A 25,970-nucleotide genomic window follows, 5' to 3' on the forward strand; every position below is an offset into this window, starting at 1 on the left:
CCGCCGCCGGAACCGATCGCTAGGCTGGCGGCGGACGACGAACCGGGAGGAGCACGGACGTGGCCGAGAGCACCATCGAGCAGCACCCGCTCAAGGGCTGGGACAAGCCTGAGCTGGACCTCAGCAACGCGGAATGGCAGTCCAGCAGCCGAGGGCGGGGAGACGTCCAGATCGCTTTTGTCGAGGGCTTCATCGCGATGCGCAACAGTGGCCGCCCCGAGAGCCCTTCCTTGATCTTCACTCCGGCCGAGTGGGGCGCGTTCGTGTCGGGCGCGCGCGAGGGAGAGTTCGACCTGACCTGACCTGACCTGACCTGACCTGACTTCGAGAATTCGAGCCGACGCTTCGTACGAGGAGGGGATACGCGACCTGGGCCCCGTCACGGGGCCGGTGCCCGAGCTGGGTTTCCGGCCCCCGCGGGGAGGGCCCGCGCGGCTCATGGGTACGTGCGGCTCATGGGTACGCGCGTCCCTGTCGTCGACGCCATGGCGGACTCGATCAGCGCGGACACCCGGCTCGCGCTCGACCTCGCACCCACCATCCGGCACGACGGAAACGGCGGAGTGGCCGACGACCTCACCGAACCCGGCGGACTCACCGCCTGGGTGCGGCACCGCGCCGACCTCCTGACGGAAGTTGACGCCTTCGTCGCCGACACGGCGACCCTCGGCGCCGTCCGTGACCTGCGCGCCGCCGTCCGTGACCTGCGCGCCCACGCCGTGCGCCCCGGCGAGCCCAGCCCGGCCGACGCCGCCCGGCTGCTGCCCGTACCGCAGACGCGCCAGGAATGGTGAAAACCCTCGTGCGGAAATCGCGCCCGTGCCGTCCGCCATCACGACCGGCACAAGAAATCCCCGCAGGTTGCGGCGGATTGACCACAGGTTCCGGTCCGTTGCCCGAAGGTAGCGGCGGAAGGGCTCCCCGCGAGGCGTGACGAGCGTACGCTGAGGTCCCTGGAGGTCACGCTGCGCACCCGCTCCCCGCGCGGGCCGCACCACCGTGGCCAGGGGGTGGACGATGGGACAGCGCGGCGTACGCAGCAGAAGGACGCTCTTCGAAAGGGAGAGTGAACTCGCCGCCGCCGACGAGGCATTGGGCGAGCTCACCGGTCTGCGCGCGGACGGAACCGAAGCGCCCGAGCGGCCCCGCGGAGCGCTGCTCGCCTTCGCCGGACGGGCCGGAATCGGCAAGACGACGCTCCTCGCCGAGGTACGGCGGCGCGCCGCCGCCAAGGGCTGCACCGTCCTGTCCGCGCGCGGCGGCGACCAGGAGCAGGGCGTCGCCTTCCACGTCGCCCGCCAACTCCTGCAGCCGCAGCTCGCCGGGTTCCACGAGGCGGAACTCCGCGCCTCGCTGGGGAGTTGGTATGCGATCGTCGGCCCCGCACTCGGCCTGTGCGCCGCCTCCGAGGGCGCCCCGCCCGACCAGCAGGGCCTGCGCGACGGCCTCGACTGGGTGCTCACCCACCTCGCGGTACAGCGCGCCCCGATGGTGGTCGTCCTCGACGACGCGCACTGGGCCGACCCCGAGTCACTGAGCTGGCTCGCCGCCTTCGCGCCGCGCGCGGAGGAACTCCCGCTGCTGATGGCCGTCGCCTACCGGCCCGACGAACTCCCCGACCACGCCGAGTCGTTCAGGGGGCTGCCCGGACGTGCCGGCCAGCGCCCCCTCGACCTCGAACCGCTCAGCGCCGCCGCCGTCGCCCGTCTCGTCCGCGAGGACCTCGGCACCCAGGCCGACGACGCCTTCTGCCACGAGTGCTGGGCCGTCACGGCGGGCAACCCCTTCGAGGCGGTCGAGCTGACGGCGAAGGTCCGCGACCGCGGACTGGTCCCGACCGAGGCCGGGGCCCATCTGCTGCGCGACCTCGCCGCAGCCGTCAAGGGCAGCGGTCTCATCGCCCGCCTCGAACGGCTCGGCACCTCGACCGTGCGCTTCGCCTGGGCCTGCGCGGTCCTCGGTACGGAGATCCCTCCCGCCCTGGCCGCCGCCGTCGCCGGGCTCGGCTCCGAGGAGGCCGCCGACGCGGCGGACGCCCTGCGCGGCGCCCGCATCCTCACCGGCGCGGTGACCGCCGCGGGCACTCTGGAGTTCGTCCACCCGCTCATCGCCACCGCCGTCTACCGCGCCATCCCCGGCGGCGTCCGCGTGGCCCTGCACGGCCAGGCCGCGTGGTGTGTCATCAACGAGGGCCTCGGACCCTCCGCCGCCGCCCGCCACCTCATGGAGACCCACCCCGACGGCGACAACTGGCTCGTCCAGCAACTGCGCGCCGCCGCCCACGAGACCCAGCGCGCCGGAGCCCCCGACACGGCCCGCCGCTACCTCGCCCGCGCCCTGCGCGAACCGCCGCCTCTCAAGGAGCGGGCCGCGGTCCTCCACGAACTGGGCTGTGCCTCCCTGCTCACCGAACCGGCGACCACCGTCAACCACCTCCGGGCAGCCCTCGAAGAACCCATCACCGACCCGGAGCTGCGCCACAACATCGTCTACCGGCTCTCCCAGGTCCTCGCCCACAGCGACCGGCTCGCCGAGGCCTCCGAGACGCTCGCCCGTGAGATCCGCGTGACCGGCGACGCCCGGGTGCGGCTGCGCATGCAGTCCGAACAGTTCATGTGGGACGCCTTCCGCGCCGACGAGCCCGACTCGCCCGCCCGCTCCCGCCGGCTGACCCGCCTCGCCGACCGGCTCACCGGCCGCGACCTCACCGAGCGGTATGTCATCGGACTGCGCGCCTGGGACGCCACCCTGCGCGGCGAACCCGCCCACGTAGCGCTCCACCACGCCGAGCGCGCCCTCGCCGGAGGGTTCCGCTGGGCCGAGGCCGACCGCGGCTTCGAGGTCCCCGTCCTGGTCGCCCTCACCTTCATGTACGCGGACCGCCCGGGTCGCACCGAGGAACTGTTCGCCGCCGGGATCGCCGACTTCGAGTCCCAGGGCTGGTACGGCGCCCACCTCTCCTTCGGCTACACCCTCCTGGGGTACGTCCGCTACCGCCGCGGCCGGCTCGCCGAGGCCGAGGACTTCGCCCGCGCGGGCCTCAGGCTCGCCGAGCGCGTCGGCGCCGGGACGCCCGTGCACTGGTACGCCGTCGGTGTCCTCATCGAGGTCCTGCTCGCCCGCGGCCGCGTCACCGAGGCCGCGCAGATCGGCGAGGACCACGCGTTCGGCGCGCCCTTCCCGGCCGCGGTCACCTTTCCCGACGTCCAGACCGTGTATGGCGAACTGCTCCTCGCCCGCGGCCTCACCAAGGACGCCGCCGCCGAGCTGCAGGCGGCCGGGCGCCGCCTCGACCCACGCGGCATGCGCAACCCCGCCTGGTGCCCCTGGCAGCTCCACCTCGCCCGCGCCGAACGCCACCACGCTCCGGAGCGCGCCGTCGCCACGGCACTCGAAGCGGTGCAGCGTGCCCGCCAGTTCGGCGCCCCCTCGGCCGTCGGACAGGCGCTGCGGGCCGCCGCGGAGGTCTCCTCCGGCTCATCGACGCGCGTCAAACTCCTCGAAGAGTCCGTCAGCCACCTGGAGCGCTCCCCGGCCGCGTACGAACTCGCCTGTGCGCTGGTCGCCCTGGGCACCGAGCTGCGCCGCACGGGCCGCCCCAAGGAGGCAGCCGAGCACCTGTACCGGGGGCTGGACGCGGCCGTGCATTGCGGCGCCGACGGGCTCGGCGACGAGGCCCGCGCCGAGCTGGCCGCCGCCGGACTGCGCCCGCGCCGCCTGCACAGCACGGAGACGGACACCCTCACGGCCCGTGAACGCGCCGCCGCCGCGCTCACCGCCGGGGGCCGCACCACGGCCGAGGTCGCCGAGGAGCTGGGGACCGACGAGCCGACCGTCGTCCGTCTGCTCTCGGCGGTCTACCGGAAGGTGGGTACGGACCGTGCGGGACTGGCGGCGGCGCTGGAGGAAAAGCCGGTCCACCAGGACCTGTCCGGTCGATCACGGTGAAGGAAAGCAGCGGCTCTCCCGGCGGTGCGGATGTGCGTGCCACAAACCGCGTCTCCGACGTGAGCGACCGGACAGGTTCCAGGCGCGCACGGGGGACGCCCCCAAGGCCCGGTTCACGCCCGGGCACGTACCATTGCGGCATGTCCTTCCTCCGCCGCCGCAGTGCCACGCCCGCCGGGCCCGACTTCGACGTTCTGGCCATGGACCCGGGCGACTGGCCGGGCAATCTCGGCGCGGGCCTGCTGCCCGCCCCCGACGGCAGCTGCCAGGGTGTCTTCCTGCGCTACGACCTGTTCGGCGGCCGCGGCCCCGCGATGATCATCGGCAATCTGCCCGAGGGTTCCCCGGCTCGCGAGGTCCCAGAGGGAGAGGTCCCGTTCGAGGTGGCCCAGCTGCTGCTGGCGCTGGAGAACGACGAGGAGGTCACCGTCACCGGGACCGAGGACATGCCGGTGATGCAGGGTGACGGTCTCCTCATCGTGCGCCGACTCAAGCTCTCCGAGACCCGCATCTCCTGTGTGCAGTTCGACCGCGACGACAACGTCCTGGTGACCATCGCCGCCTGGGACCGCCCCATCACCGACGACCTGTACGCCCTGCTCAAGCCGCTGCCCCCGGAGCTCTTCCAGCAGGGCTGAGCCCCCGGCGCCCCGTGCGCGTTCAGGCGGCCGACCGCCACCCGAGTGCCGGGCCGAGCTTGCTGGCGACGTCGGTGAGGATCTGTACGTAGTCCTCATGCTCGAAGGTGAACGGCAGCGCGAACGCGACCTCGTCGACCTCACGGAACGCGGCGTGGGCGTAGAGCCGTTCGGCGATCTCTTCGGAGGTGCCGACCAGATCGCGCGCGAACATCATCCGGGCCGGTCCCTGCGGAGTCGCGGTACGAGGAGTGCGCTTGAGGGCGTACTCCTCGTACTTCTTCCGCTGTTCGGGTGAGGCGCTGTCGGTGGGGATGACGACGAGGCCCTGGGAGACCCGGGCCCGGTCGCCGTCGGGGTGGTGGGCGCGGAAGGTCCGGATGTGCGACAGCTGGACCTCGGCGAAGTCCTCGGACTCCTCCGCCTTGACGACACTGCTGGTCAGCAGGTTCATCCCGTGCTCGCCCGCCCACTGCGCCGAGCGCAGGCTGCCGCCGCCGTACCACATGCGCCGCCCCAGACCGGCGGCGTGCGGCTGGACCCGGTCCGAGAACACCTCGAAGCCCTCGACGCCGCTGAAGTCGGTGGCCGACTCGCCGCGTACGAAGTCCAGCAGCCGCTCCACCCGGGCGTAGCTGAAGTCCTCGACGTCCGCGGTGTCGGGGTAGAGCGCGTGCTTGACCTGGTCGTAGTGCATCGGCGGGCCGACGCTGACGCCCGGGTTGAGGCGGCCCCCGGACAGGATGTCGACCGTCGCCAGATCCTCGGCCAGCCGCAGCGGGTTCTCCCATCCCACCGGGATGACCGCCGTCCCCAGTTCGATCCGGCTGGTGCGCTGCGAGGCCGCGGCCAGGACGGCGACGGGGGAGGAGATGCCGTACTGCAGATGGCGGTGCCGCACCCACGCGCTGTCGAATCCCAGCCGCTCACCGAGCTCGATGATCTCCAGCGTCGACTCGTGGCCCCGCCGCGGGTCGGCCTCGTCGAACAGCCCGATGGTCAGGAAGCCCAGCTTCCGCAAGGGGTTTGAGGGCAGTGGCACGGGGCTCCTCCATCATTCGCGACGATCACCGGTGAACAGACGATCTCTGGTGAACAGTCGAACGTCAGCGCTGCGCCGGCTATGCCCATGGCGGCAGGCGGTCACCCTGTGCCGATCCCGACATCCGCGGAGTCCGCGTGATGGCGCGGCTGCGACATGTCTCATCCGCGCCACCGGGAAACGGTGACATCGCGTCCGGCGGCGGCGGATTCTGTGCGGCACTGGCGCTGACCGCCGCCGGCATGCCATCGGCGGCTGGTACGGCCACCCGTATGCAACTGGCCTGGCAGGCCGCGCGCCGGGACTGGGTGTAGCAGCGGCGGGCCCGTCGTGGTGTTCCCGGGGCGGGGCCTGTGGCCGGAGCAGCGACGGGTCCGGGGGCCGGGGTCGCTGTGCGCGTCCCGGCCCCCGGCACCTATGAACCCGAAGGCGTCACCTGTACGTCCGCGGCCCGCACGAACGCCACCCGGTGGCCGAACTGGATCTCGTAGTACATGTCCGTGCCGATCACGACCCTGTGCGGGGCCGTGTCGAAGGTCGGCGCGTAGAAGTACTCGCCCGGTACCTCGTCACCGACCGCGTACTTCTGGCCTGCCAGGAGCTTGTACGGCAGTGGCGACACGGCCTGGACCGGCACGTCAGCCGGATACGCCGCCGCCTCCGGGTAGGCCCGCCCGTACACGGGGATCTCCGTGAGGCCGGCCTTGGGCGTCACGACCGTCCCCGAGGCGTTCACCGCCGTCGGCCGGCTCTTCGGGTTCTTGAACCAGGCCTTCTGGCCCAGGTACCAGATCGCCGTCCAGTCGCCGTCACGGTCGGCGACCGCGTACCGCTGCCCGGTGGAGACCCGCGAACCCACGTCGTTCACGTCGATCGTCGAGTCGTCGCCCTTGGGCCGCAGCCCGATGTCCTTGACCAGGGGCGAGGTCTCGTCCGGCTGGGAGTAGAGCCGCACCTCGCTGGAGCCGTGCGCCGCGCAGGGCTCGCCGTTGGTGACACAGCCCGTGTACTCCGGCTGGTTCTTGTCGAAGTCGGGCAGCACGGTCACCAGACCGCCGTCGTGCTTCGCGCCCTGGAAGGGGTGGCCGAGCAGGGTGAAGTAGTGCTGCCAGTCCCAGTACGGGCCCGGGTCCGTGTGCATGCCGGGGATGGTCGACGTGGTCGGCCCCGGCACGTTGTCGTGGCCCAGGATGTGCTGCCGGTCCAGCGGAATGCCGTACTTCTTGGCGAGGTACTTCACCAGCCGCGCCGAGGCCCGGTACATCTCTTCCGTGTACCAGGCGTCCGGCGAGGCGAGGAAGCCCTCGTGCTCCAGGCCGATCGATTTGGCGTTGACGTACCAGTTTCCCGCGTGCCAGGCCACGTCCTTCGCCTTCACATGCTGGGCGATATGGCCGTCGGTCGAGCGCAGAGTGTAGTTCCACGACACGTAGGTCGGGTCCTGGACCAGCTTCAGAACGCCGTCCCAGGTGCCTTCCGTGTCATGGATGACGATGTACTTGATGCTCTGCGACGCGGGCCGGTCCCCGAGGTCGTGGTTGCCGTAGTCGCCCTCGCCGAACTCCTCGTACGGGGCCGGGATCCACTCGCAGGACACGGTCTTTGGGCACTCCGTGCCATCGGCGGAAACGGTGCGCAGCCCGGCTCGCCGCAGCTGTGCGGTGTCGGGACTCAGCCCGGGCCGGGCGGCGAGCGTGACCTTCTGACCGGCGTCCGTGGTGCGCTTCGCGCCCTCGCGGATCACCTCGTACACGTCATTGGCGTACGTCGCCGCGGTCGCGCTGTCGTCCGCGCCGGAGAAGCGCGCCACCGCGCCGTACCAGTCGGCCGCGTTGTCGCTCAACGGCTCGCCGAGGTCCTTCTGCGCGGCGGCGAGGAGCGCGGCGCCGCCCGCCACGTTCGCGGCGGCGTCGGTACGCAGCTGCTCCGCGGGGAGGCCGGTGAGCTCGGCGGCCTTCGTCAACGTCTTGAGCCGCGCGGGGAGTTGGGAGTTCTCCGGCACCTTGGTGTCGGGGAGCAGGGGCGCGCGGGAGCTGTCGCCGCGGGCGTCCTCCGTGCCCTCGCTGTGGTGCGGTGCCTCGGCGATCGCCGTGCGGGCGTCGGTGAGGTGCATCGGGCCGTAGCCGCCACCGACGCTCGGCGCGCCGGCGTGCGTGTCCCAGCGGGACTGGAGATAGGAGACGCCGAGCAGGACGCTGAGCGGCACGTGGTACTCGGCGGCCGCGCCGGCGAAGGCCCGCTGGAGCCCTGCGGCGGGCACCTGCGCGCTGCTGCCCGCCGGTGCCGCGCCGAGCAGCGGCAACATCAGCGCCGCCGAGGCAACGGCGCCCGCTGTGCGGCGCGCGCGTCTGTGCCCGGCGGTGGCCTCGGGGTCGGTGAGGAATCCTCGCAATGCAGCCTCCTGGGACGGTCGAGCGCGGTGGGGCGTGCGGGAACCGAACGTGGTCAGTGGTATCGGCTCTCCGACGATCCGTCAATCATGCCCAGGAGCAGGTGATTTCCCATGTCAGCGAGGGCTGAACGGGTTTTCGTGGCGGAGGCGGGGCGGCCTGCGAGGCGGCAGTGGAGTGGACCGGTGGCGCGAACGGGTGAAGGTCGCAGCGGAAGGGATTTCACCGAGGGCGCGCCCGGCGCTGCGCCGAAAGGGATCATGCCGTGTTCCGGCGCGAGCCGGACCGGTCCTCGGCCGCTGTCGCGGTGCACGGGTTCGCGCCGCGGACGGTCCGGTGGCGGGGAGGTGCCGTGTCTCCTGGCGTGAGCCGCCCGGACGCAGGCCGGTACTGCCGCGCAACGGCACCGCATGTCGGCGTCATGTCGGAGTCCCCGGCGAGAGGGACACCGGCCGTGCATCGGTGGCCGCACGCCAGTGCCCCGCACGACGAAGGTCCGCGGTGCGCCGCCGTTCAGGCGCACTGCGGACCTTCGTCCCCGTCAGCGAGTGCCGACCGCCGCTCGGACGGCCCGGCGGGCCATCTGGCAGTCGTCGTGCAGCCGCCTGAGCAGCAGCCGCTGTTCCTCGCCGGACGGCGCAGCACCCGGGTGGGCCGGTCCCGGAGCCGCCGGGGTCGCGTCGTGCATCGAACGCTGCACGGCCGTCTCGTACGTACGGATCTCCCGGGTCAGTACGAGCATCAGGTTCACCAGGAAGGCGTCGCGCGCCGCGGGACCGGCCGACTGCGCGAGCTGACTGATCTGGCGTCGCGCCACCGGAGCGTCACCGAGGACCGCCCACAGCGTCGCAAGGTCGTAGCCCGGCAGATACCAACCCGCGTGCTCCCAGTCCACCAGCACCGGACCGGCCGGTGAGAGCAGGATGTTCGACAGCAACGCGTCTCCGTGACAGAACTGGCCCATGCCCTGACGGCCCGCCGAGTGCGCGATGCCGTGCACCAGTTTCTGCAGGTCGCCCATGTCCCGGTCCGTGAGCAGGCCCAGATCATGGAAACGGGAGATCCGCTCCGCGTAGTCCAGCGGGGCGTCGAACGTGCCCGCCGGCGGCCGCCACGCGTTCAGTCGACAGATCGCACCCAGTGCCGCCCGAATGTCGGCGCGGGGCGGTGCCTCGGCCGGATGCCGCTGCAGCGCGGCCACCCGTCCCGGCATCCGCTCGATCACGAGGGTGCAGTTGTCCGGGTCCGCCGCGATCAGCCGTGGCACCCGGACCGGCGGCCGATGCCGCACGAACGAGCGATAAGCCGCTATTTCATGTCGGATCCGCTCCGTCCAGATAGGGGAGTGGTCCAGTAAACACTTGGCGACGGCCGTACTGCGCCCCGTCGTACCGACGAGAAGCACGGAGCGCCCGCTGCGGCGCAGTACCTGGACCGGAGCGAACTCCGGACAGATCCGGTGCACCGACGCGATCGCCGTGCGCAGCGGCGCGCCCTGAGGGCCGGACAAGTCGATTCTCCCGCTGAGCGGTTGGGTGCCGAGCCCCGGAACGCGCCGCGTCCTGCCGGCGCCGAGCGCGGGGGCCGCCGGTCGCGCGGGGTCGAGGTAGGGGCCGCTGCCCGCCGCCGGGCGGGGGTGCAGCGACCGGGGCGGAGCGGACACGGAGGACGATGCTGTGTACATGGGCGATACAGATCCCTTCGTGTGCCTGCAAGTTGCTGCGCTACCCGCCCCGGCCGCCCTGGTGCACCCTGGGGAATGTCCCTTGGCAACCGGGTCGGGGTGGCGCTTTCCTACCTGACACCCGATGCCCAGTGGCACACCATCTGGCGCACCCTGGCGCACCCTGGCGAATAGTCGCTCCGCAACTGACAGAGGGTTACTGTCAACTCAGCCGAGAACCTGGGGGCTTGACGTGAACGGACAACCCAACACTCGTCTGTCGGACCTGTTCGGCCTGGCCGGCTGGTCCAAGGGCGAGCTCGCGAGGCTGGTCAACAAGCAGGCGGCGGTCATGGGCCACCCCCAGCTGGCGACCGACACCTCACGGGTGCGGCGTTGGATCGACGTGGGAGAGATCCCGCGCGATCCGGTTCCGCGTGTGTTGGCGGCTCTTTTCACCGAGCGTCTCGGTCGTGTCGTGACCATCGAGGACCTCGGTCTGGTGCGGCACGGGCGTGTGGGGAAGCGGCCGGGCGGCGGGAATGTGGAACATCCCGACGGAGTGCCGTGGGCGCCCGAGCGGACCGCTGCGGTCCTCACCGAATTCACGGGAATGGACCTCATGCTCAACCGACGCGGCTTGGTGGGCGCGGGTGCCGCGCTCGCCGCGGGATCTGCACTCAGCAGTGCCATGCACGATTGGCTCCACACCGATCCGGCCCTCTCGGCCGACGCCCCTGACATCGAGAATCCCCTGCACGCCGACTCCGCTGGGTTCGACCGTTACGAGGCCGCCCCCATCGGGTCGCAGGAGATCGAGGAACTGGAGCGCTCGGTCGAGGTGTTCCGGGCCTGGGACGCGGCTCGCGGCGGCGGGTTGCAACGCAAGGCCGTGGTGGGCCAGCTCAACGAAGTGGGAGGCATGCTCTCCTACCGACACCCCGACCATCTGCAGCGGCGCCTGTGGGGCGTCGCCGCCAATCTCGCCGTCCTCGCGGGCTGGATGTCGCACGACGTCGGCCTGGAGCCCACGGCCCAGAAGTACTTCGTCATCGCCGCGCACGCGGCCCGAGAGGGCGGCGACCGGCCGCGCGCCGGGGAGGCGCTCTCCCGCGCCGCCCGTCAGATGGTCCACCTGGGCCGGCCCGACGACGCCCTGGACCTGATGAAGCTCGCCAAGTCGGGCTCGGGTTCCGAGATGCTGCCGCGCACCCGGGCCATGCTCTACACGATCGAGGCCTGGGCACAGGCGTCGATGGGCAAGGGCCAGGCCATGCGGCGCACCCTGGGGGAGGCGGAGGAACTCTTCGTCTCCGACAAGGGTGATGTGCCGCCGCCGAGTTGGATGCAGATGTTCGACGAGGCGGACATGCACGGCATGCAGGCCCTGGCCTACCGGACGCTGGCGGAGCACGACCCGGCCGCGGCGACCACGGCACAGCGCCATGCCAAGGAGGCGCTGCATCTGCGGGAGAACGGGCGGCAGCGGTCGCAGATCTTCGACTGGCTGTCGCTGGCCTCGGCGTGCTTCATCGCGGACGACCCCGAGCAGGCGGACCGGTACGCACGACTGGCCCTCGTGTCGATGGGGGCGAACTCCTCCCTCCGCACCTGGGACCGGCTGCGGGAGATGTACCGGCTGACCGCTCAGTACTCCGGCTACCCGAAGATCCACGAACTGCGTGAGGAGATCGAACTCGCCCTCCCCAAGGGCTCGCTCAGGCCGAGGAGCGGGGGCACCGGCGCACGGGCGTGAGCGCATGAGCCTGAGCAGTCGGGCCTGAACGCCCAGGTATGAAGGGCCCCTCAGGGGGATCCCTTACAGACGGCCGATCCAGATCTCTGTCGGCCTATCAGTCAATCCCGGCTACCTGCATCAGCCAATCCTGGCGATGAGCACGCAGGCGTCGTCCTCGCGCTCGGTCTCGCCGAACTCCTCCACAACCGTCCGTACGCAGTCCTGGGCCGTGCGGGCTCCGTGGAAGCGCGGGGCCAGGTCGAGCAGCCCCTGGACGGCTCCCGCTCCGTAGCGCCGGGGGACCAGTCCGTCGGTGTACAGGAGCAGCAGGTCGCCGTCCTCGAGGGTCTCTTCGGCCTGCCCGTAGGTGGCACCCGAGGTCGCCCCGAGCAGCACGCCGTCCGGCGCTGCCAGCATGTGCCCCGTCCCGTTGCGGAACAGCAGCGGGGCGGGGTGTCCTGCCTGCGCCCAGGTGAGGGTGCGGGTCCCGGGCTGGTAGCGGCAGCAGACGGCGCTGCCGAGGGCCGGTTGGATCGAGGCGTCAAGCAACTGGTTGAGCCAGGAAAGGAGTTGACCCGGCTGGGTGCCTGCCATGGCCATGCCGCGCAGGGCGCCGAGCAGCATCGCCATGCCCGAGGCGACCGTGACGCCGTGTCCGGTGAGGTCGCCGACGCTCAACAGCTTTTCCCCGTCGGGCAGTTCCAGTGCGTCGTACCAGTCGCCGCCGATCAGCGCGCTGGTCGACGAGGGCAGATAGCGGGCGGCGAGGTCCAGGGCCTCGGGGTCTCGCTGCGGGAACCGCAGCGAACTGCGCCAGGGCGGCAGCACGGCCTCCTGCAACTCGACCGCGAGCCGGCGCTCGGTCTGTGCGTGGTGCCGGTGGCGCTGCAGCGAGTCACGGGTCTCGCTCACCGTCAGCTGGCTGCGGCGCAGTTCGCTGACATCACGCAGTACGGCCCACATCGCGGCGGTGCTGCCGTCGGTGTCGAGCACGGGCTCGCCCATCATGTGCACGGTCCGCACCCCGCCGTCGGGGCGCACGATGCGGAACTCCCCGTCGATGGGCTTGGCGTCGATGAGGCAGTCCGTGACCATCGCCGTCAGCATCGGGCGGTCCTCGTCGAGCATCAACGAGGGCAGTTCGTCGAGGGTGAGCGGGGGAGCGGCGGGGTCGCGGCCCAGGATCTCGTAGAGTTCCCCGGACCAACTGGCCTCGTCCGTCAGCAGGTTCCACTCGGCGCTGCCCACCCGGCTGAGCAGTGAGCCGCGCCGCGGCGCGGGCGTGACGGCGCGGACGGCGGGCGCGGCGGGGGGTTCCACCGGCACGGGTGGCGGCCCGTCCCGAAGCTGGGCCAAGTGGTCATCGAGGTCGCTGAGTTGATGCATCGCCAGGTCGCACAGCGCGCGCTGCCAGCGTCCCTCGGGGTCCGTGTCGTCGAGCGGTGCGTCACGCCGTACGGCGTCCACCTCGCCGCGCAGCCGCCGCGTCTGCGAAATGAGCGCGTCGACCGTGCCGCGCTGGGGCGGCTGGGCCGCTGGGCGGTCCGCGGAGAGATGGGACGGCATGACGCACTCCGATGGGGGGACGGTACGACCAAGGCTGGGCGGAAGGACCGTTACGACTGTTGCACAGCCCGCGACGCCCTGTAAGGGATTTGGCAACACACGATCCGGTGGTGCTTCTGGCATATGCCGCAGTCCAGACGGACGGGTCGACCGGGATCGATTCGGTACGCGGATCACACGGCCAAGTCGTAGAAAACATACGTGACTTGATGGGCTGACAGGGTGGCCGGAGACCTCCTTCATTCTTGTGTTCGATGGTCACGTGTGCGAGGCATGTTCATGCTCGGGTGCGGCGGACTCTCCGTCAGAGCGCGCGGACGAAGTCTCGTACTTCCTCTTCGTAGAGGGAGGCGGCATCGATGCCCATCGAGGTGAAGTTGTCCTCGATCTCCAGGCTCACCAGACCGTGCAGATGGGCCCAGAGCATCGTGGTCCGCGCGGCGGCCGCCGCGGGGATGTCTTCGATTCCGTGCCGCGTCATCCACTCCCGGAACCGCGCCTCCGAGCCGTCCGGAACCGCCGTGCCCGGCGCCGCCAACGCGCTCGCCACATTCAGTACGACGTTCATGGCCGGCTGGGCGGCCTCGACCAGGTGCGTGGACTGGGCGTCGTACCCCGGCAGGGGTGCCCGGAACAGCAGTCGGTAGCGGTGCGGCTCGCTCCGCGCCCAGTCGCGGTAGGCCCGCACGACCGAGGCCAGGCGTGCGACCGCGTCCCCCGGGGCGTCGTCCGCGGCGTGGGCGAGGGCGGACGCCAGGTCCGCGTAGGCGTCGATGACCAGCTCGGTCAGCAGGCCGTCCCGGTTGGCGAAGTAGCGGTAGAGCGCGGGCCCGGTCATGCCGAGCTGTTTGGCGATGGCGTTGAGGGACAGCGCCTCCGGGCCGTCGTCGGCCAGTTGCCGCAGTGCCGCGGCCTTGACCTCCTCCCGCACCTGCGCGCGAAACCGATCGCGCGGTCCGGGTCCCGTCCGGCTCTCCGTGGCCATGTCATCGCCCTCTTCGTCTGTCCGTGGGGATTGCTCCTTACGTGGGCAGCATAGAGGAGCATGCTTTCGTTAGAAGTGATAACGCAAGCGTGAATCGCTAACGAGTGTCGGCCGCCGTTCTTTGGTGAAGTTCACGATCACCGCGAACCAGCACCGCGGCGACGGGCCGTGGACGTACACCGTCGCCGCGGGCGGCTCGATCGAGGACTACTTCAACGCCGTCGCGTACCAGGACGTTTGGTACGACCTCACGGTCACCTTCGACGTCGACACGAACTGGTCGCGCCGGTTCACCGGGCACATCGAGACGGGTGCCACGAGCGTCAGCGGCTGATCGTGCGTATCGGCGGCTGATCAGGCATAGAGGTCCGGGCGCGGGGCGAGTTCGACGGTCACCCGGCCGCCGCTCTCCAGCGCCCGGACCCCCGCCTCGGCGACCGCCGACGACGCGTACCCGTCCCAGGCGCTGGGCCCGGTCACCCGGCCCTTCCGGGTGGCGTCCACCCAGGCCTGAAGCTCGCGGTCGTACGCGGCGGCGAACCGTACGAGGTAGTCCTGAGCCACCTCCTCGCAGGCGCCGCCCGCCGCTGTCACGATCATTGAGTGCTCGTCCCCGATCCGCGCGCTCCCGGACTCGCAGACGGCCTCGCACCGCACCTGGTAGCCGAATCCGGAGTTGACGAAGACCTCGACGTCGACGAGGGCGCCCTCCGCGGTCTCGAACAGCACGAACTGAGGATCGAGAAGGCCCTCGGGGGCGTGCCCGGAGGGTCGCGGGCGCAGCACGGTCACGGCCGTGAGCTCCTGGCCCAGCAGCCAGCGCGCCGCGTCGATCTCGTGCGAGACGGAGCTGTCGATCAGCATCGCCGAGGTGAAGCCGGGCGGCGAGGAGACATTGCGGTGCGTGCAGTGGAGCATCAGCGGACGGCCCAGCCGCCCGCTGTCCAGCAGGGCCTTGAGCCGCCGGTACTCGGCGTCGTACCGGCGCATGAACCCGACCTGCACCAGCCGCCGGCCCAGCCGCGCCTCCGCCTCCACCACCCGCAGCGCCCCGGCCGAATCCGGCACCATCGGCTTCTCGCACAGCACCGGCAGCCCGCGCTCGAAGGCCGCGAGCAGCGCCTCCTCGTGCGCGGGCCCGGGGGAGGCGATCAACACCGCCTGGACGCCGGGCGCGTCCAGGGCGGCGGTCACCTCCGTGTGCAGGGTGACGCCGTCGATTCCGGCCGCGGCGTCCTTGGCGCGCCCGGTGTCGGGATCGGCCACCGCCGCGACCCGGGCGCCGTTCACCACGTGGTCGATCCGCCGTACATGGTCGGCGCCCATGTGGCCCGCGCCCAGGACCGCGACACCCAACAGCTCACTCACACGCTCACCTCTCCGACCGGATGCTCTCGAGGTGATTGTCGGCCGGGGAGATCAGTAGCGCAGCACCCCGGCGATGCCTTTCGCGTCGCCGAGACTTCCGTCGGGGACGAAGCGGACCTCGGCGCCGGTCTCCAGACACTGTTCGACGATCTCGTCGACGATGTCCTCGCGGGCGTCCAGGTCACCGCTCTCGGCCGGGATCAGATGGTCGCCGCCGTCGTCGCGGACCGTCACGCGGTAGTTCTCCTCGACCGCGAGCAGCCGGACGCGGCCCTGGGACGCGTTCTGCCACACCTCGTCCACTCCGGCGGCGAACGCTCTGCGGCCACGGGCCGATACGAGCTCGCGGGCCACCGCGTCGGTGTCCTTCCGCACCTCGGCGGTGATCAGCGGACGTACCGCCTGCCACACGGCGTCGGGGGTGCCGTGCGCGAGGCCGCCGTGCGGGATGTGCACCGCGTCCTTGGTGACCGTGCCGATCTCGTCGAGGGAGGAAAGGGCGGCGGTCTCACCGGTGACGTACAGCGGCCGCGGGTTCTCGCGCAGGACCGCGTTCATCGCGGTGTCGGCCTCGCGCAGGAAGTGCCGGGTGCCCTCGTCGCGGAAGGTGCTCGGCATGTCACCGATCTGCTCCTGGCGCTCCGCGTCGAAATTCTCGCGGTCCCTGGTCAGCGGAAAGTCACCCGAGTGGTCCTCGACGACATGACCGGCGCCACCGTTCCACAGCGTCACCCGGTCGGGCGAGACCGCGAGGACCCAGAATGGGCGCTCGGAGGCCTGCGCGGCGACGAGGTTGCGCGTCAGGAAGGTGTCCGAGAGCACCACGCGCTCGGGCACGGTGCGGGCCAGCGACCAGACCTGGTGCTCGCCCGGCGCTGCGAAGATCGCCAGGCCGTCCTCGGCGTGCGCCAGATCGACCTCGGCCAGGGCCCGCTCGAGCTGCTCGACGACATCGGTACGCCGTTCGCGGGTGACCGAGGGGTCGGCCTCCAGCTGCTTCTTGGCCTCGGCCACGACATTGCGGAGCCGGACCGGATCCTGTGCGTTGTCGGGTTCGCGGCGGTGCGTCGGCGTCAACACGGACACCGCCGGGTAGGGCCGCGGCCTGCGCAGCTCGGTGAGGGTCGCGGGGCTGAGTGCGTGCTCCATACCAGCACCATAGGACCGATTCGCTTATCGGGCATTTGGGGCAGTTGATTGTCAGGGTCGCGGAGGTCGCCCTATGACGTTCCCCCGCATCGTGGTCGCCGTACGACGATGCCCGCCTCCGCGGGACGCCCATGACGCACGTCGACACGGAAACCCAGGCGCCGCCGGCCGCCAAACTGACGCTGCTGACGCTCACCACGATGGTCGTCGGGTCGATGGTCGGGGCCCCCAGACCAACACCCTGTTGCGGAAGGCCGGGATCGAGGTCATCACCATCGTCGGCGCCGAACCGGGGCGTGGACGTGGTGGCGGCCACTGCATGACCTGCCCCATCGTCAGGGACCCGGTGGATTTCTGACCGTTCAGAACGCGTCTGGATCCGCCGCCTTCCAGTCCGCTTCCCAGGACGCGGGCGGCTCGGCGCGCAGCACCCCGGGCTCCAGCCACTCGTAGAGCTCCGCGTACGAGCGTACGGTCGTGGGGTCCGTACGCCGGAGCAGCTGATGGGGCCCGAGGCCGGCCGGGTCCCGTACCCCCATGGCGGCCATGATCTGGCTCGCGCCGCGGACGGTGGCCCGTTGGTAGCGGTGCACGCGTGCGGACTTGTCGGCCACGTCCAGGGCGCGCACCCGGCGCGGGTCCTGGGTCGTGACGCCGACCGGGCAGGTATTGGTGTGGCAGCGCCGGGCCTGGAGGCAGCCGATCGCGAACATCATCGCGCGGGCCGCGTTCGTGTAGTCCGCGCCCTGCACCAGCCGTTTGACGATGTCCGAACCGGTGGCGACCTTGCCGCTCGCACCGATCCGGACGCGGTCGCGCAGCCCGGTGCCGACCAGCGCGTTGTGCACCGTGATCAGGCCCTCGGTGAGCGGCGTACCGATGGTGGCGGCGAACTCCGGTGGCGCGGCCCCCGTACCGCCCTCCGCGCCGTCGACCACGATGAAGTCGGGCGTGACTCCCTCGGAGAGCATCGCCTTGCAGACGGCGAGGAACTGACGGCGCGAGCCGACGCAGAGCTTGAAACCGGTCGGCTTGCCGCCCGCCAACTCCCGCATCCGGGCGAGGAAGCACACCATCTCGCGCGGCGTCGAGAACACCCGGTGGTACGGCGGCGAGATCACTGTCTCACCCTCCGGGACACCGCGGGCCCGGGCGATCTCGGCGTTCACCTTGGCGCCCGGCAGCACCCCGCCGATCCCCGGCCTCGCCCCCTGGGAGAGCTTCAGCGACACGCACTTGACCTCCGGCAGCGCTGCCTTGTCCGCGAACTCCCGTGCCTCGAAGCCCCCTTCGGCGGTGCGGCAGCCGAAGTACCCCGTGCCGATCTCCCAGATCAGGTCGCCGCCGCCGCGCAAGTGGTACTCCGACAGCCCGCCCTCGCCGGTGTCGTGCGCGAACCCGCCCAGCGCCGCACCCTTGTTGAGCGCCAGGATCGCGTTCGAGGACAGCGACCCGAAGCTCATCGCGGAGACGTTCAGCAGGGCCATGTCGTACGGCTGGGTGCAGTCGGGGCCGCCGACGCGCACCACGGGCGGCTCGTCCGGCACCTCGACCGGGCGCATCGACGGTTCCAGGAACTCGTACCCGTTCAGGTACACGTCCCGCTCGGTGCCGAACGGTTCCTCGGCGTCGACACCCTGGGCCCGCTCGTGGACGAGGGCGCGCACCTCACGGTCGTACGGGCGCCCGTCGTACTTCCGCTCGACGACGTACTGCCGCAGTTTTGGCCGGAGCGCCTCCATGACGAAGTGGAGGTGGCCGAGCAGGGGATAGTTCCGCAGCACCGCGTGGCGGCGTTGAGCCAGGTCCCGGACGCCGAGTGCGGTCAGGGCCAGCAGCACGCCCGCCGCGCACCACCACCATGCCGACACGGCGCACACCAGGACCAGCGCCCCGGCCGCGCCGAGGGCGACGAACAGCGGCAAGAGCATCCGGCGCACACCACGAGTCAAACCCATGGGAGGGAAAGGGGCGATCGGGGTCAACCCGGCGGCGGGCCGATCCGCCGGTCCGAGGGGCGTGAAACACGGCCGGAACCGTGGGGCGGCTGGGCCGATCAGCCTACGTTCGTGTTGACGACCCTTCGCACATGACACATCCTCGTCATATAGCTGCTGGATGCAACCGGTTGTGCGGAAGCGCTCGTACGTCCCTGAAAGCGCAGGTGGGCGCGGTGCTCCCGGTGAACCGGACGCAGGAGGTAACGCATGTGCGGCATCACCGGCTGGGTCTCCTTCGACCGCGACCTGCGCGCCGAGGCCCGGACACTGGACGCGATGACGGAGACGATGTCCTACCGGGGCCCCGACGACCGCGGCACCTGGGCCGAGGGGCCCGCGGCCCTCGGACACCGTCGGCTCGCGATCATCGACCTGCCCGGCGGGCGCCAGCCCATGACCGCAGAGACTCCGGACGGCACGGTCGCGCTCGTCTACTCGGGGGAGACCTACAACTTCACCGAGCTGCGCCGCGAGCTGACCGACCGCGGTCACCGCTTCTCGACCGTGTCCGACACCGAGGTGGTCCTGCGCGGCTACCTCGAATGGGGCAAGGCCCTCGCCGAGCGCCTCAACGGCATGTACGCCTTCGCCGTCTGGGACGCCCGCCACGACCGGCTCGTGATGATCCGCGACCGTATGGGCATCAAACCCTTCTTCTACTACCCGACCCCCGACGGTGTCCTCTTCGGCTCCGAACCCAAGGCGATCCTCGCCAACCCGCTCGCCCGTGCCCGGGTCCGCCTCGACGGCCTGCGCGAGCTGTTCACCCTGGTCAAGACACCCGGACATGCGGTGTGGGACGGCATGCGCGAGGTCGAACCCGGCACCGTCGTCACCGTCGACCGCTCCGGAGTGAGCCGCCACGTCTACTGGCAGCTGGAGACCCGCGCGCACACCGACGACCGTGACACGTCCATCGCCACCGTTCGCTCGCTCCTCGACGACATCGTGCGCCGCCAGCTCGTCGCCGACGTGCCGCGCTGCACCCTGCTCTCCGGCGGCCTCGACTCCTCCGCCATGACCACGCTGGCCGCCCGGCAGCTGGCCGGGCACGGCCAGAAGGTGCGCAGCTTCGCCGTCGACTTCGTCGGCCAGACCGACCACTTCGTCGCCGACGAACTGCGCTCCACGCCGGACACCCCCTTCGTGCACGACGTGGCCCGCGCAGCGGGCACCGACCACCAGGACATCGTCCTCGACGCGCACGCCCTGGCCGACCCGGACGTACGGGCGAAGGTCGTCAGGGCCCGTGACCTCCCCATGGGCTTCGGCGACATGGACACCTCCCTGTACCTGCTCTTCCAGGCCATCCGCGTGCACTCCACGGTCGCGCTCTCCGGGGAGTCGGCGGACGAGGTCTTCGGCGGCTATCCGTGGTTCTTCGACGAGGAGGCCCGCTGCGCCGACACCTTCCCCTGGCTCGTACGGCTCGGCCGGGCCTTTGGCGACGACGCCGACGTACTGCGCCCGGACCTCGCCCGGGCGCTGGACCTGGAGTCGTACATCGCCGACGGCTACCGTACGGCCGTCGCCGGTGTCCGGCGCCTCGACGGCGAGAGCGACTTCGAGTACCGGATGCGGCAGATCTGCCACCTCCACCTGACCCGCTTCGTGCGCGTCCTGCTCGACCGCAAGGACCGCGCGAGCATGGCGGTCGGCCTGGAGGTACGGGTCCCGTTCTGCGACCACCGGCTCGTCGAGTACGTGTACAACACGCCGTGGTCCCTGAAGTCCTTCGACGGGCGGGAGAAGAGCCTGCTGCGGGAGGCGACCGCGGACCTGCTCCCGAAGTCGGTGTACGACAGGGTCAAGAGTCCCTATCCGTCCACCCAGGACCCCAAGTACGCGATCGCCCTCCAGGACCAGGCCAAGGACCTCCTGACCCGGCCCGCGCACGCGGTCTTCGACCTCGTCGACCGGGAACGGGTCCACCGGGCCGCCCACCGCGACACCCCGCAGATCGCGCAGGCGTCGCGGCGGGGACTGGAACGGACCCTGGACCTGGCGCTGTGGCTGGACCTGTACGCCCCGGACGTGACCCTTGTCTGAGCGACTACCCGAGCGCCCGGTCGGCGGCGGCCCGCGACGACTTCCACCACGTCGTCACCGGCTCCCACACCAGGACGGCGTCACCGGCGCCCAGCTCGCGCGCGGTGAACGAACGTCCGAAGCGCGACGGGTCCGCCGAGACGCTGATGGAGTCCACCCGGCGGGTCTCCGGGTCCGCCGGGTCGGCGATGGTCCGCACGGCCGCGTACGCCGTCCGGCCCGCACCGAGCGGGTACGGTCCGCTCCGGCCGGCGGGCACCGGCAGGGCCGCGCCGTCGAGGTCCCCGAAGGTGACGGTGGGGATGCGATCGACGGTGCAGGTCAGGGACGAGCGGTTGGTGACGCTGATGCGCACCACGGTGGGGTCGGCGGACCGGTGTGCCCGTACGACGACGGCCTTCTCGGCGCACTGGGCGGGCCGTGCGGCGGCCGAGCTCGTCCGGGGCACGGCGAGGAGCAGCGCCGCCGCCGCGGCGGCGGCCGGGACGGTGAGGACGGGGCGGATGCGCATCGGTGGGTTCCCCCTGTTTCGGTCACGAACGGTGCGCGTACGGGTGCGGCCGTTGCTCACGTACGGGTGCGGCGTGCGCGGGGCGACGCCTGCTCAGTGTGACGGCCCCGGGTGCTTGCGTCCGGTATGTGATGTGCGTCCGTGCGTGTCCGTTCATGGGCCCGCCGAGTTTTCCGGGTCGCAGGAGCTGCCGTTCTCCGGCAGGGAGCCGTACAGCAAGAAGTCGTCGACCTTCTGGTGCACGCACTTGGAGGACGTGTACCCGGTGTGGCCGTCGCCCTTGTTGTCGAGCACGACGGCCGAGGGGCCGAGCCGCTTGGCGGTCTCCTCGGTCCAGCGGTACGGGGTCGCGGGGTCGCCCCGGGTGCCGACCAGGAGCATCTTCGGGGCGCTGACATCGTGCACCTTGTCGCGGATGTAGTCGGTGCCCTTGGGGCGGCCGTAGCACATCAGTACCTCGGTGAGCCGGTAGCGGCCGAAGACCGGCGACGCCTCCTCGTACGCGGCGCGCAGCCGGCCGATGTCCTTGGTGACCTGGTCGGCGGTGGGCCGGTCGGGGTCGTCCGCGCAGTTGATCGCCATGAGGGCGGCGGGGAGGTTGTCGACGGGGACGTTCGCCGGGTCGACCAGTCCGGCGTGCGGGGTGCCGGGGCGCCGCGGGTCGGGCAGCGCGGCGCCTCGCGACAGCTTCGTGAGCCCACGGGTGTCGCCGTCCTGGACGAGTGAGGCGAGCGCCCGTTCGAGTGACGGCCACAGCTGCCGGCTGTAGAGCGCCTGACCGATGGCGCCCGCGAGGTCCTGCCCCGAGAACAGCTGCCCGAATTCGGTGGGCACCGGATCCTTGTCCATCGAGACGACGAGCTGGGCGACCTTCTGCCGGGCGCCGCGCGGATCCTGTCCGAACGGGCAGGCCACGTCCTGGGTGCACCAGGTGAGGAAGTCCTCCAGGGCGGTCTGCTGCCCCTCGGCGCCCACCAGGCCCTGCTCGGACAGCGGCTCGGTGAGGGTGTCCACGCCGTCGAGCGCCATCCGGCCCGTCTTCTTGGGGAATTGGGTCGCGTACACCGCGCCCAGGCGCGTTCCGTACGAGAAACCGAGGAAGTTGAGCTTCTTGTCGCCGAGCGCCTGGCGTATCACGTCCATGTCCCGGGAGGCGTTGACCGTGCCGATGTGGGGCAGTACGGGGCCGGAGTGCTTGGCGCAGTCGGTGGCGGCCTTCTGCAGCGCCTTGAGGGCGGCCTGCGGATTGCCGCCGCCGGCCGTGGGGTCCGTCGTACCGGAGGCCGCGTCGACACCCTCGCCGCAGCTGACGGGCGAGGACCGGCCGATGCCCCGGGGGTCGAAGGTCACCACGTCGTAGCCGTTGGTGAGCCCCATGAAATCCTTGCCGGTGGCCGCGAGTTCCCGGATGCCCGCGACGCCGGGGCCGCCGAAGTTCAGCAACAGGGAACCCCTCGACTTGCCCGTCGCGCGGTACCTGGCCAGTGCGACATCGAGCGTCCCGCCCGCAGGGTGCGCGTAGTCCAGAGGGACGGTTACTTTCCCGCACTGCAGGTCCGCGGGCATGCCCGCGCCCTTGCAGGCGGCCCACTTGATCGTCTGGTGGTAGAACCGGAACAGGTCGGGGCCCTCGGCGGCCATCGCCGCCGAGGGCAGCCCCGCCGCCAGCAGGGCCAGCGTCGCGACGCCGGTTCCGGCGCACGCCCAGCATCGGTGCACGGACAGCATGCATGCCTCCAGGGACACCCGGCGTTGGACCGGGGCCGGGAATACCCGCTCGATCACGCTACGGATCACGATAAGCGGGTGTCCGGGAGCACGCCTCCGGGCGAGCGGTCCGGGCCGTCGTCCCTTACTCAGCGCGCCGCCCCCGGACCTCTCGGACCATCCGGTAGTTCGATAAGCGGGACGCTCGATGGGGTGAACGCCCGATAAGCCATAACTCGGATGGTGCTTTCGCGTTTTACGCGGTGCGGGTGAGTGCCCGCGACGATGTCTGGAAGGCAGGGAACCTATGAAACGGGTTACCCGAAATGGTTTGCTCGCCGTGGCCGCCGCCTCGGGCGCGCTGGCCGTGACGATGCCGGCGCACGCCGACTCCACGGCGGACGGGGGCACGGCGGGCTCGCCCGGGCTGATCTCCGGCGACACCATCCAGTTCCCGGTGCACATCCCCGTGAACGTATGCGGGAACACCGTGAACGTGGTTGGTCTCCTCAATCCCGCGGCGGGCAACGGCTGCGCCAATGAGAGCCACGGCAGTGGCCCCGCCGCCGGTGGCGGGGGCGGGGGCGGCGGTGGCGGCAGGGGTGGCAGGGGTTACGGGAACGGCGGCGAGGGTGCACAGGGCGGTGCCGTCGCACTCGGCAGCGGAAAGGATTCCCCGGGCGTGCTCTCGGGCAACGTTCTGCAGCTCCCGGTCCACCTCCCGGTGAACGTCAGCGGCAACTCGGTGACCGTGGCCGGCCTCGGCAACGCGTCGGTGGGCAACCAGGCCACGAACACCTCCGGCGGCCTGCCCCATCACCCGCTCACACCCACTCCGAGGCCGCACACGCCGCCCAGGGCGGTCGCGCATCCCGGCCCGCGGCACTACGCTCCGCCGCCCGCGGCGTCCCTCGCCCACACGGGCACGGACCAGACGGTGCCCGCGATCGCCGCGAGCGGGGCCCTGGTCCTGGGCGGGGCCGTGCTGTACCGGCGGTTCCGGCCCGTGGTGGTCCGCTGACCCGCCGGGCCGGCACGGGTCACCATGGTCCACCGAAGGCGGAAGGCCGAGGCCTCACCGGACTCGCGACCGGTGCGGCCTCCTTCGCGCGGAGAGTCAGCGTACGTCGTCGATGTCGTCGCGCAGGATGCTGTAGCGCACACAGTCGCGCCACCGGCCGTCCCGGAACGTCACACTGCGCATCAGCCCCTCGCGAGTGAACCCGACCTTCTCCAGGGCGCGCTGCTCGGCCATGTTCTCCGCCTCGGTGTCCGCCTCGATCCGCACCACGAGCGTGTGCGCGAACAGATACCGGACCAGTTGCCGCTGCGCCTCCGTGCCCACGCCCTTGCCGCGTGCCTCCGGCAGCAGGGCGATGCCCATGTTCCAGTAGGACGTGCTCGGGGTGGGCGTGACCTTCCGCCACCCGACGAACCCCAGCCGCTCGTCGCCGCGCACCACCAACAGATGGCCCGCGTCGTCGCAGAGCATCCGGTTCTCCGCCCACTTGCGCCGCCAGCGCCGCGGATCCCGCCAACCGAACCACTGGAAGGGTGTGGCGGTCTCGGGATCCGTCAGGAACAGTTCCAGGACGGACAGGTCGTCCTCGGTCACCGGACGCAGGGTCACCTGATCGACACTCATGAACGACAAGCCTATGCCGGATTTCCTCAACTGTGCTGTGGGGAGGGTGGGTTGACGTTCACATCGGGTCATTCGTCACGGTCGCCCGGCACCCCGGTCGGGTGACACGCGCTGAAATCCCGGCGGAGATCGGGAAGGATGCCATGGGCGCGACCGACCGCCGCCCGCCCGTGCACCCCCGCACCCTCCGCACCCCCGCACTCAGTGAATGGAGCGCACAGATGACCTCTCCGGGTTCCGAGGATCTCGTTGTCACCCAGGCCTCGCTCGACGACTGGCCGGTGGTCAGCGGGTGGGCGGCGGACGAGGGGTGGAACCCGGGGCGGTCCGACGCCCCGAGCTTCTTCGCCCAGGACCCCGCGGGCTTCTTCATCGGCAGGATCGGCGGACAGCCGGTCTCGGCCGTCTCGGTCGTCACCTACGGCGCCGACTACGCCTTCCTGGGCTTCTATCTCGTACGACCGGATCGGCGCGGCCGCGGCTACGGCCTCACCACCTGGAAGACGGCTCTGGCCCACGCCGGCGGCCGAACCGTCGGCCTCGACGGAGTGGTCGCGCAGCAGGACAACTACCGCCGGTCCGGCTTCGAACTCGCCTACCGCACCGTCCGGTTCACCGGAACCGTACCGACGGCACAGACGCCGTCGGGGGTCCGGCCCGCCAACGCGGCCGACTTCGCGTCCATCACGGCGTACGACAGCGCCTGCTACCCGGCCGACCGCCCCCACTTCCTGGGCCGGTGGCTCACCGGCCCCGGCCACCGGCCCTTCGTCCGCGTCGCCGACGGCCGCCTCACCGGTTACGCGATGATCCGGCCCGCCCTCGACTGCCCCCGCATCGGCCCGCTGTTCGCCGACACCGCCGACGACGCCCGCGCCCTCCTCGTGGCGCTGGCCGCCGATGTCCCCGGGGGCGAGCTCGCCATCGACATCCCCGAGACGAACGCGGCGGGCATCGCCCTGGCCGAGGAGTTCGGCCTCGCACCCTCCTTCGAAACGGCCCGCATGTACACCGGACCGGTCAGGCCGTTCGCCGGAGACCGTGTCTACGGAGTCACCACGCTCGAACTCGGCTAGCCGTCGCGCGAGAGTCCGTCACCCGACCCGAATCCACGTCACGGGCCGGCCGGCGCGAAAGCCGCTGTTCATGTTCGGCAGCGTGCGAGATGCTGCCGGGCATGATCGACCCGGGCTCGACCCTCACGCCCTGGTCGCTGTTCCCGGCAGCGCTGCGCCACACCTCGTTCACTCCCCGCCTCGTACTCCCTCACCGAACGGCTCCGCCATCGCTGCGGCGGCAGGCGGTTCGACGCTGGTCGCGGACTGCCTGCGAAACGCGACGACGACATCGAGGTCCGTGACAGCGAGGGGAACATGCTGGGCATCGGCCAACCGGTCGTCTGAGCACGGCACCATGGCGTGACCGACAAAATGATCAGGGTACTCAGCAGCACGGTGATCGGCTTCAGGAGACTCAACGAGGCTGAGGCGAGGCCGGGGCGTAACCATATGAGTCGCCTGTCGTTCTACCTGGCGTACCCGCCGCGTGCTCGAAATGCGCGCGGTCCCCGC

General features: G+C 71.3%; 20 protein-coding genes and 2 pseudogenes. 11 read left to right on the top strand and 11 right to left on the bottom strand.

What is annotated here, in order from left to right:
* The first annotated feature begins 59 nt into the window (after nucleotides 1-59).
* From OG747_RS44315 to OG747_RS44330, 4 genes and pseudogenes are all read left to right on the top strand, one after another.
* On the top strand, nucleotides 60-302 hold the full coding sequence (locus OG747_RS44315) for a DUF397 domain-containing protein (RefSeq protein ID WP_405885022.1): 243 nt from the start codon (nucleotides 60-62) through the stop codon (nucleotides 300-302).
* Between the two features lie 183 nt (nucleotides 303-485).
* A pseudogene (locus OG747_RS44320) lies at nucleotides 486-776 on the top strand (ABATE domain-containing protein); the annotation flags it as partial.
* Between the two features lie 241 nt (nucleotides 777-1,017).
* Nucleotides 1,018-3,948 (top strand): AAA family ATPase, encoded by a 2,931-nt coding sequence (locus OG747_RS44325; protein WP_405885023.1) that lies wholly within the window; start codon nucleotides 1,018-1,020, stop codon nucleotides 3,946-3,948.
* 140 nt (nucleotides 3,949-4,088) lie between these two features.
* Nucleotides 4,089-4,586 carry a hypothetical protein gene (locus OG747_RS44330; protein WP_405885024.1) on the top strand — a complete coding sequence of 166 codons (498 nt, stop codon included), beginning with the start codon at nucleotides 4,089-4,091 and terminating at the stop codon, nucleotides 4,584-4,586.
* Nucleotides 4,587-4,608: 22 nt separating this feature from the next.
* Here OG747_RS44330 and OG747_RS44335 read toward each other — a convergent pair whose 3' ends face one another.
* A complete protein-coding gene (locus OG747_RS44335; protein WP_405885025.1) occupies nucleotides 4,609-5,628 on the bottom strand; it encodes an LLM class flavin-dependent oxidoreductase in 1,020 nt (339 codons plus the stop codon).
* 140 nt (nucleotides 5,629-5,768) lie between these two features.
* On the opposite strand from OG747_RS44335, the gene OG747_RS44340 reads away from it, so the two are divergent.
* Nucleotides 5,769-5,942: a hypothetical protein gene (locus OG747_RS44340; protein ID WP_405885026.1), complete on the top strand. Its 174-nt coding sequence runs from the start codon at nucleotides 5,769-5,771 to the stop codon at nucleotides 5,940-5,942.
* 101 nt (nucleotides 5,943-6,043) lie between these two features.
* On the opposite strand, the gene OG747_RS44345 is transcribed toward OG747_RS44340, so the two are convergent.
* Together OG747_RS44345 and OG747_RS44350 are read right to left on the bottom strand one after the other, a co-directional pair.
* Nucleotides 6,044-8,020: an N-acetylmuramoyl-L-alanine amidase gene (locus OG747_RS44345; RefSeq protein WP_405885027.1), complete on the bottom strand. Its 1,977-nt coding sequence runs from the start codon at nucleotides 8,018-8,020 to the stop codon at nucleotides 6,044-6,046.
* Nucleotides 8,021-8,559: 539 nt separating this feature from the next.
* Nucleotides 8,560-9,702 (bottom strand): aminoglycoside phosphotransferase family protein, encoded by a 1,143-nt coding sequence (locus tag OG747_RS44350; RefSeq protein WP_405885028.1) that lies wholly within the window; start codon nucleotides 9,700-9,702, stop codon nucleotides 8,560-8,562.
* A gap of 232 nt (nucleotides 9,703-9,934) precedes the next feature.
* Between OG747_RS44350 and OG747_RS44355 the strand changes: the two genes are divergently transcribed.
* Entirely contained in the window at nucleotides 9,935-11,437 is a 1,503-nt protein-coding gene (locus OG747_RS44355) for a hypothetical protein (protein WP_405885029.1), read from the top strand.
* 120 nt (nucleotides 11,438-11,557) lie between these two features.
* Here OG747_RS44355 and OG747_RS44360 read toward each other — a convergent pair whose 3' ends face one another.
* Together OG747_RS44360 and OG747_RS44365 are read right to left on the bottom strand one after the other, a co-directional pair.
* The gene (locus OG747_RS44360; RefSeq protein ID WP_405885030.1) at nucleotides 11,558-12,985 is read right to left on the bottom strand and encodes a PP2C family protein-serine/threonine phosphatase; all 1,428 of its coding nucleotides are present in this window, start codon (nucleotides 12,983-12,985) and stop codon (nucleotides 11,558-11,560) included.
* Nucleotides 12,986-13,289: 304 nt separating this feature from the next.
* Nucleotides 13,290-13,970, bottom strand: a complete 681-nt coding sequence (locus OG747_RS44365; protein WP_405885031.1) for a TetR/AcrR family transcriptional regulator — start codon at nucleotides 13,968-13,970, stop codon at nucleotides 13,290-13,292.
* 124 nt (nucleotides 13,971-14,094) lie between these two features.
* Between OG747_RS44365 and OG747_RS44370 the strand changes: the two genes are divergently transcribed.
* Nucleotides 14,095-14,304 (top strand): phospholipase domain-containing protein, encoded by a 210-nt coding sequence (locus tag OG747_RS44370; protein ID WP_405885032.1) that lies wholly within the window; start codon nucleotides 14,095-14,097, stop codon nucleotides 14,302-14,304.
* A 20-nt stretch (nucleotides 14,305-14,324) separates the two neighbouring features.
* Here the strand turns inward: OG747_RS44370 and OG747_RS44375 are convergent, their stop codons facing one another.
* Together OG747_RS44375 and OG747_RS44380 are read right to left on the bottom strand one after the other, a co-directional pair.
* Nucleotides 14,325-15,338, bottom strand: coding sequence for a Gfo/Idh/MocA family protein (locus tag OG747_RS44375; protein WP_405885033.1), 1,014 nt, complete (start codon nucleotides 15,336-15,338; stop codon nucleotides 14,325-14,327).
* Nucleotides 15,339-15,389: 51 nt separating this feature from the next.
* Complete coding sequence (locus OG747_RS44380) at nucleotides 15,390-16,487, bottom strand: chemotaxis protein (protein ID WP_405885034.1); 1,098 nt, start codon at nucleotides 16,485-16,487, stop codon at nucleotides 15,390-15,392.
* A gap of 220 nt (nucleotides 16,488-16,707) precedes the next feature.
* On the opposite strand from OG747_RS44380, the pseudogene OG747_RS44385 reads away from it, so the two are divergent.
* A pseudogene (locus OG747_RS44385) lies at nucleotides 16,708-16,845 on the top strand (arginine deiminase family protein); the annotation flags it as partial.
* 4 nt (nucleotides 16,846-16,849) lie between these two features.
* Here the strand turns inward: OG747_RS44385 and OG747_RS44390 are convergent.
* Entirely contained in the window at nucleotides 16,850-18,418 is a 1,569-nt protein-coding gene (locus OG747_RS44390; protein ID WP_405885035.1) for an FMN-binding glutamate synthase family protein, read from the bottom strand.
* A gap of 276 nt (nucleotides 18,419-18,694) precedes the next feature.
* Here OG747_RS44390 and asnB point away from each other — a divergent pair, with 276 nt between their 5' ends.
* Complete coding sequence (asnB, locus tag OG747_RS44395; protein WP_405885036.1) at nucleotides 18,695-20,536, top strand: asparagine synthase (glutamine-hydrolyzing); 1,842 nt, start codon at nucleotides 18,695-18,697, stop codon at nucleotides 20,534-20,536.
* Between the two features lie 4 nt (nucleotides 20,537-20,540).
* Here asnB and OG747_RS44400 read toward each other — a convergent pair whose 3' ends face one another.
* Both OG747_RS44400 and OG747_RS44405 read right to left on the bottom strand, forming a co-directional pair.
* Nucleotides 20,541-21,047, bottom strand: coding sequence for a DUF4232 domain-containing protein (locus OG747_RS44400; RefSeq protein WP_405885037.1), 507 nt, complete (start codon nucleotides 21,045-21,047; stop codon nucleotides 20,541-20,543).
* A gap of 153 nt (nucleotides 21,048-21,200) precedes the next feature.
* Nucleotides 21,201-22,775, bottom strand: coding sequence for an alpha/beta fold hydrolase (locus tag OG747_RS44405; protein ID WP_405886020.1), 1,575 nt, complete (start codon nucleotides 22,773-22,775; stop codon nucleotides 21,201-21,203).
* Between the two features lie 286 nt (nucleotides 22,776-23,061).
* Between OG747_RS44405 and OG747_RS44410 the strand changes: the two genes are divergently transcribed.
* Nucleotides 23,062-23,775 carry a chaplin gene (locus OG747_RS44410; RefSeq protein WP_405885038.1) on the top strand — a complete coding sequence of 238 codons (714 nt, stop codon included), beginning with the start codon at nucleotides 23,062-23,064 and terminating at the stop codon, nucleotides 23,773-23,775.
* Between the two features lie 96 nt (nucleotides 23,776-23,871).
* Here the strand turns inward: OG747_RS44410 and OG747_RS44415 are convergent, their stop codons facing one another.
* Nucleotides 23,872-24,399: a GNAT family N-acetyltransferase gene (locus OG747_RS44415; RefSeq protein WP_405885039.1), complete on the bottom strand. Its 528-nt coding sequence runs from the start codon at nucleotides 24,397-24,399 to the stop codon at nucleotides 23,872-23,874.
* A gap of 221 nt (nucleotides 24,400-24,620) precedes the next feature.
* Here OG747_RS44415 and OG747_RS44420 point away from each other — a divergent pair, with 221 nt between their 5' ends.
* Nucleotides 24,621-25,475 carry a GNAT family N-acetyltransferase gene (locus OG747_RS44420; RefSeq protein ID WP_405886022.1) on the top strand — a complete coding sequence of 285 codons (855 nt, stop codon included), beginning with the start codon at nucleotides 24,621-24,623 and terminating at the stop codon, nucleotides 25,473-25,475.
* Nucleotides 25,476-25,970: the final 495 nt, after the last annotated feature.

This window comes from Streptomyces sp. NBC_01384 (genome assembly GCF_045040035.1).
GTDB lineage: Bacteria > Actinomycetota > Actinomycetes > Streptomycetales > Streptomycetaceae > Streptomyces.

What these genes read in the sequence shown, in the direction of transcription:
- OG747_RS44380 (WP_405885034.1), bottom strand. Translation starts at nt 16,487, where the DNA reads ATGGAGCACGCACTCAGCCCCGCGACCCTCACCGAGCTGCGCAGGCCG.
- OG747_RS44400 (WP_405885037.1), bottom strand. Translation starts at nt 21,047, where the DNA reads ATGCGCATCCGCCCCGTCCTCACCGTCCCGGCCGCCGCCGCGGCGGCG.
- OG747_RS44390 (WP_405885035.1), bottom strand. Translation starts at nt 18,418, where the DNA reads ATGCTCTTGCCGCTGTTCGTCGCCCTCGGCGCGGCCGGGGCGCTGGTC.
- OG747_RS44325 (WP_405885023.1), top strand. Translation starts at nt 1,018, where the DNA reads ATGGGACAGCGCGGCGTACGCAGCAGAAGGACGCTCTTCGAAAGGGAG.
- OG747_RS44330 (WP_405885024.1), top strand. Translation starts at nt 4,089, where the DNA reads ATGTCCTTCCTCCGCCGCCGCAGTGCCACGCCCGCCGGGCCCGACTTC.
- OG747_RS44420 (WP_405886022.1), top strand. Translation starts at nt 24,621, where the DNA reads ATGACCTCTCCGGGTTCCGAGGATCTCGTTGTCACCCAGGCCTCGCTC.
- asnB (WP_405885036.1), top strand. Translation starts at nt 18,695, where the DNA reads ATGTGCGGCATCACCGGCTGGGTCTCCTTCGACCGCGACCTGCGCGCC.
- OG747_RS44410 (WP_405885038.1), top strand. Translation starts at nt 23,062, where the DNA reads ATGAAACGGGTTACCCGAAATGGTTTGCTCGCCGTGGCCGCCGCCTCG.
- OG747_RS44365 (WP_405885031.1), bottom strand. Translation starts at nt 13,970, where the DNA reads ATGGCCACGGAGAGCCGGACGGGACCCGGACCGCGCGATCGGTTTCGC.
- OG747_RS44415 (WP_405885039.1), bottom strand. Translation starts at nt 24,399, where the DNA reads ATGAGTGTCGATCAGGTGACCCTGCGTCCGGTGACCGAGGACGACCTG.
- OG747_RS44350 (WP_405885028.1), bottom strand. Translation starts at nt 9,702, where the DNA reads ATGTACACAGCATCGTCCTCCGTGTCCGCTCCGCCCCGGTCGCTGCAC.
- OG747_RS44405 (WP_405886020.1), bottom strand. Translation starts at nt 22,775, where the DNA reads ATGCTGTCCGTGCACCGATGCTGGGCGTGCGCCGGAACCGGCGTCGCG.
- OG747_RS44360 (WP_405885030.1), bottom strand. Translation starts at nt 12,985, where the DNA reads ATGCCGTCCCATCTCTCCGCGGACCGCCCAGCGGCCCAGCCGCCCCAG.
- OG747_RS44340 (WP_405885026.1), top strand. Translation starts at nt 5,769, where the DNA reads ATGGCGCGGCTGCGACATGTCTCATCCGCGCCACCGGGAAACGGTGAC.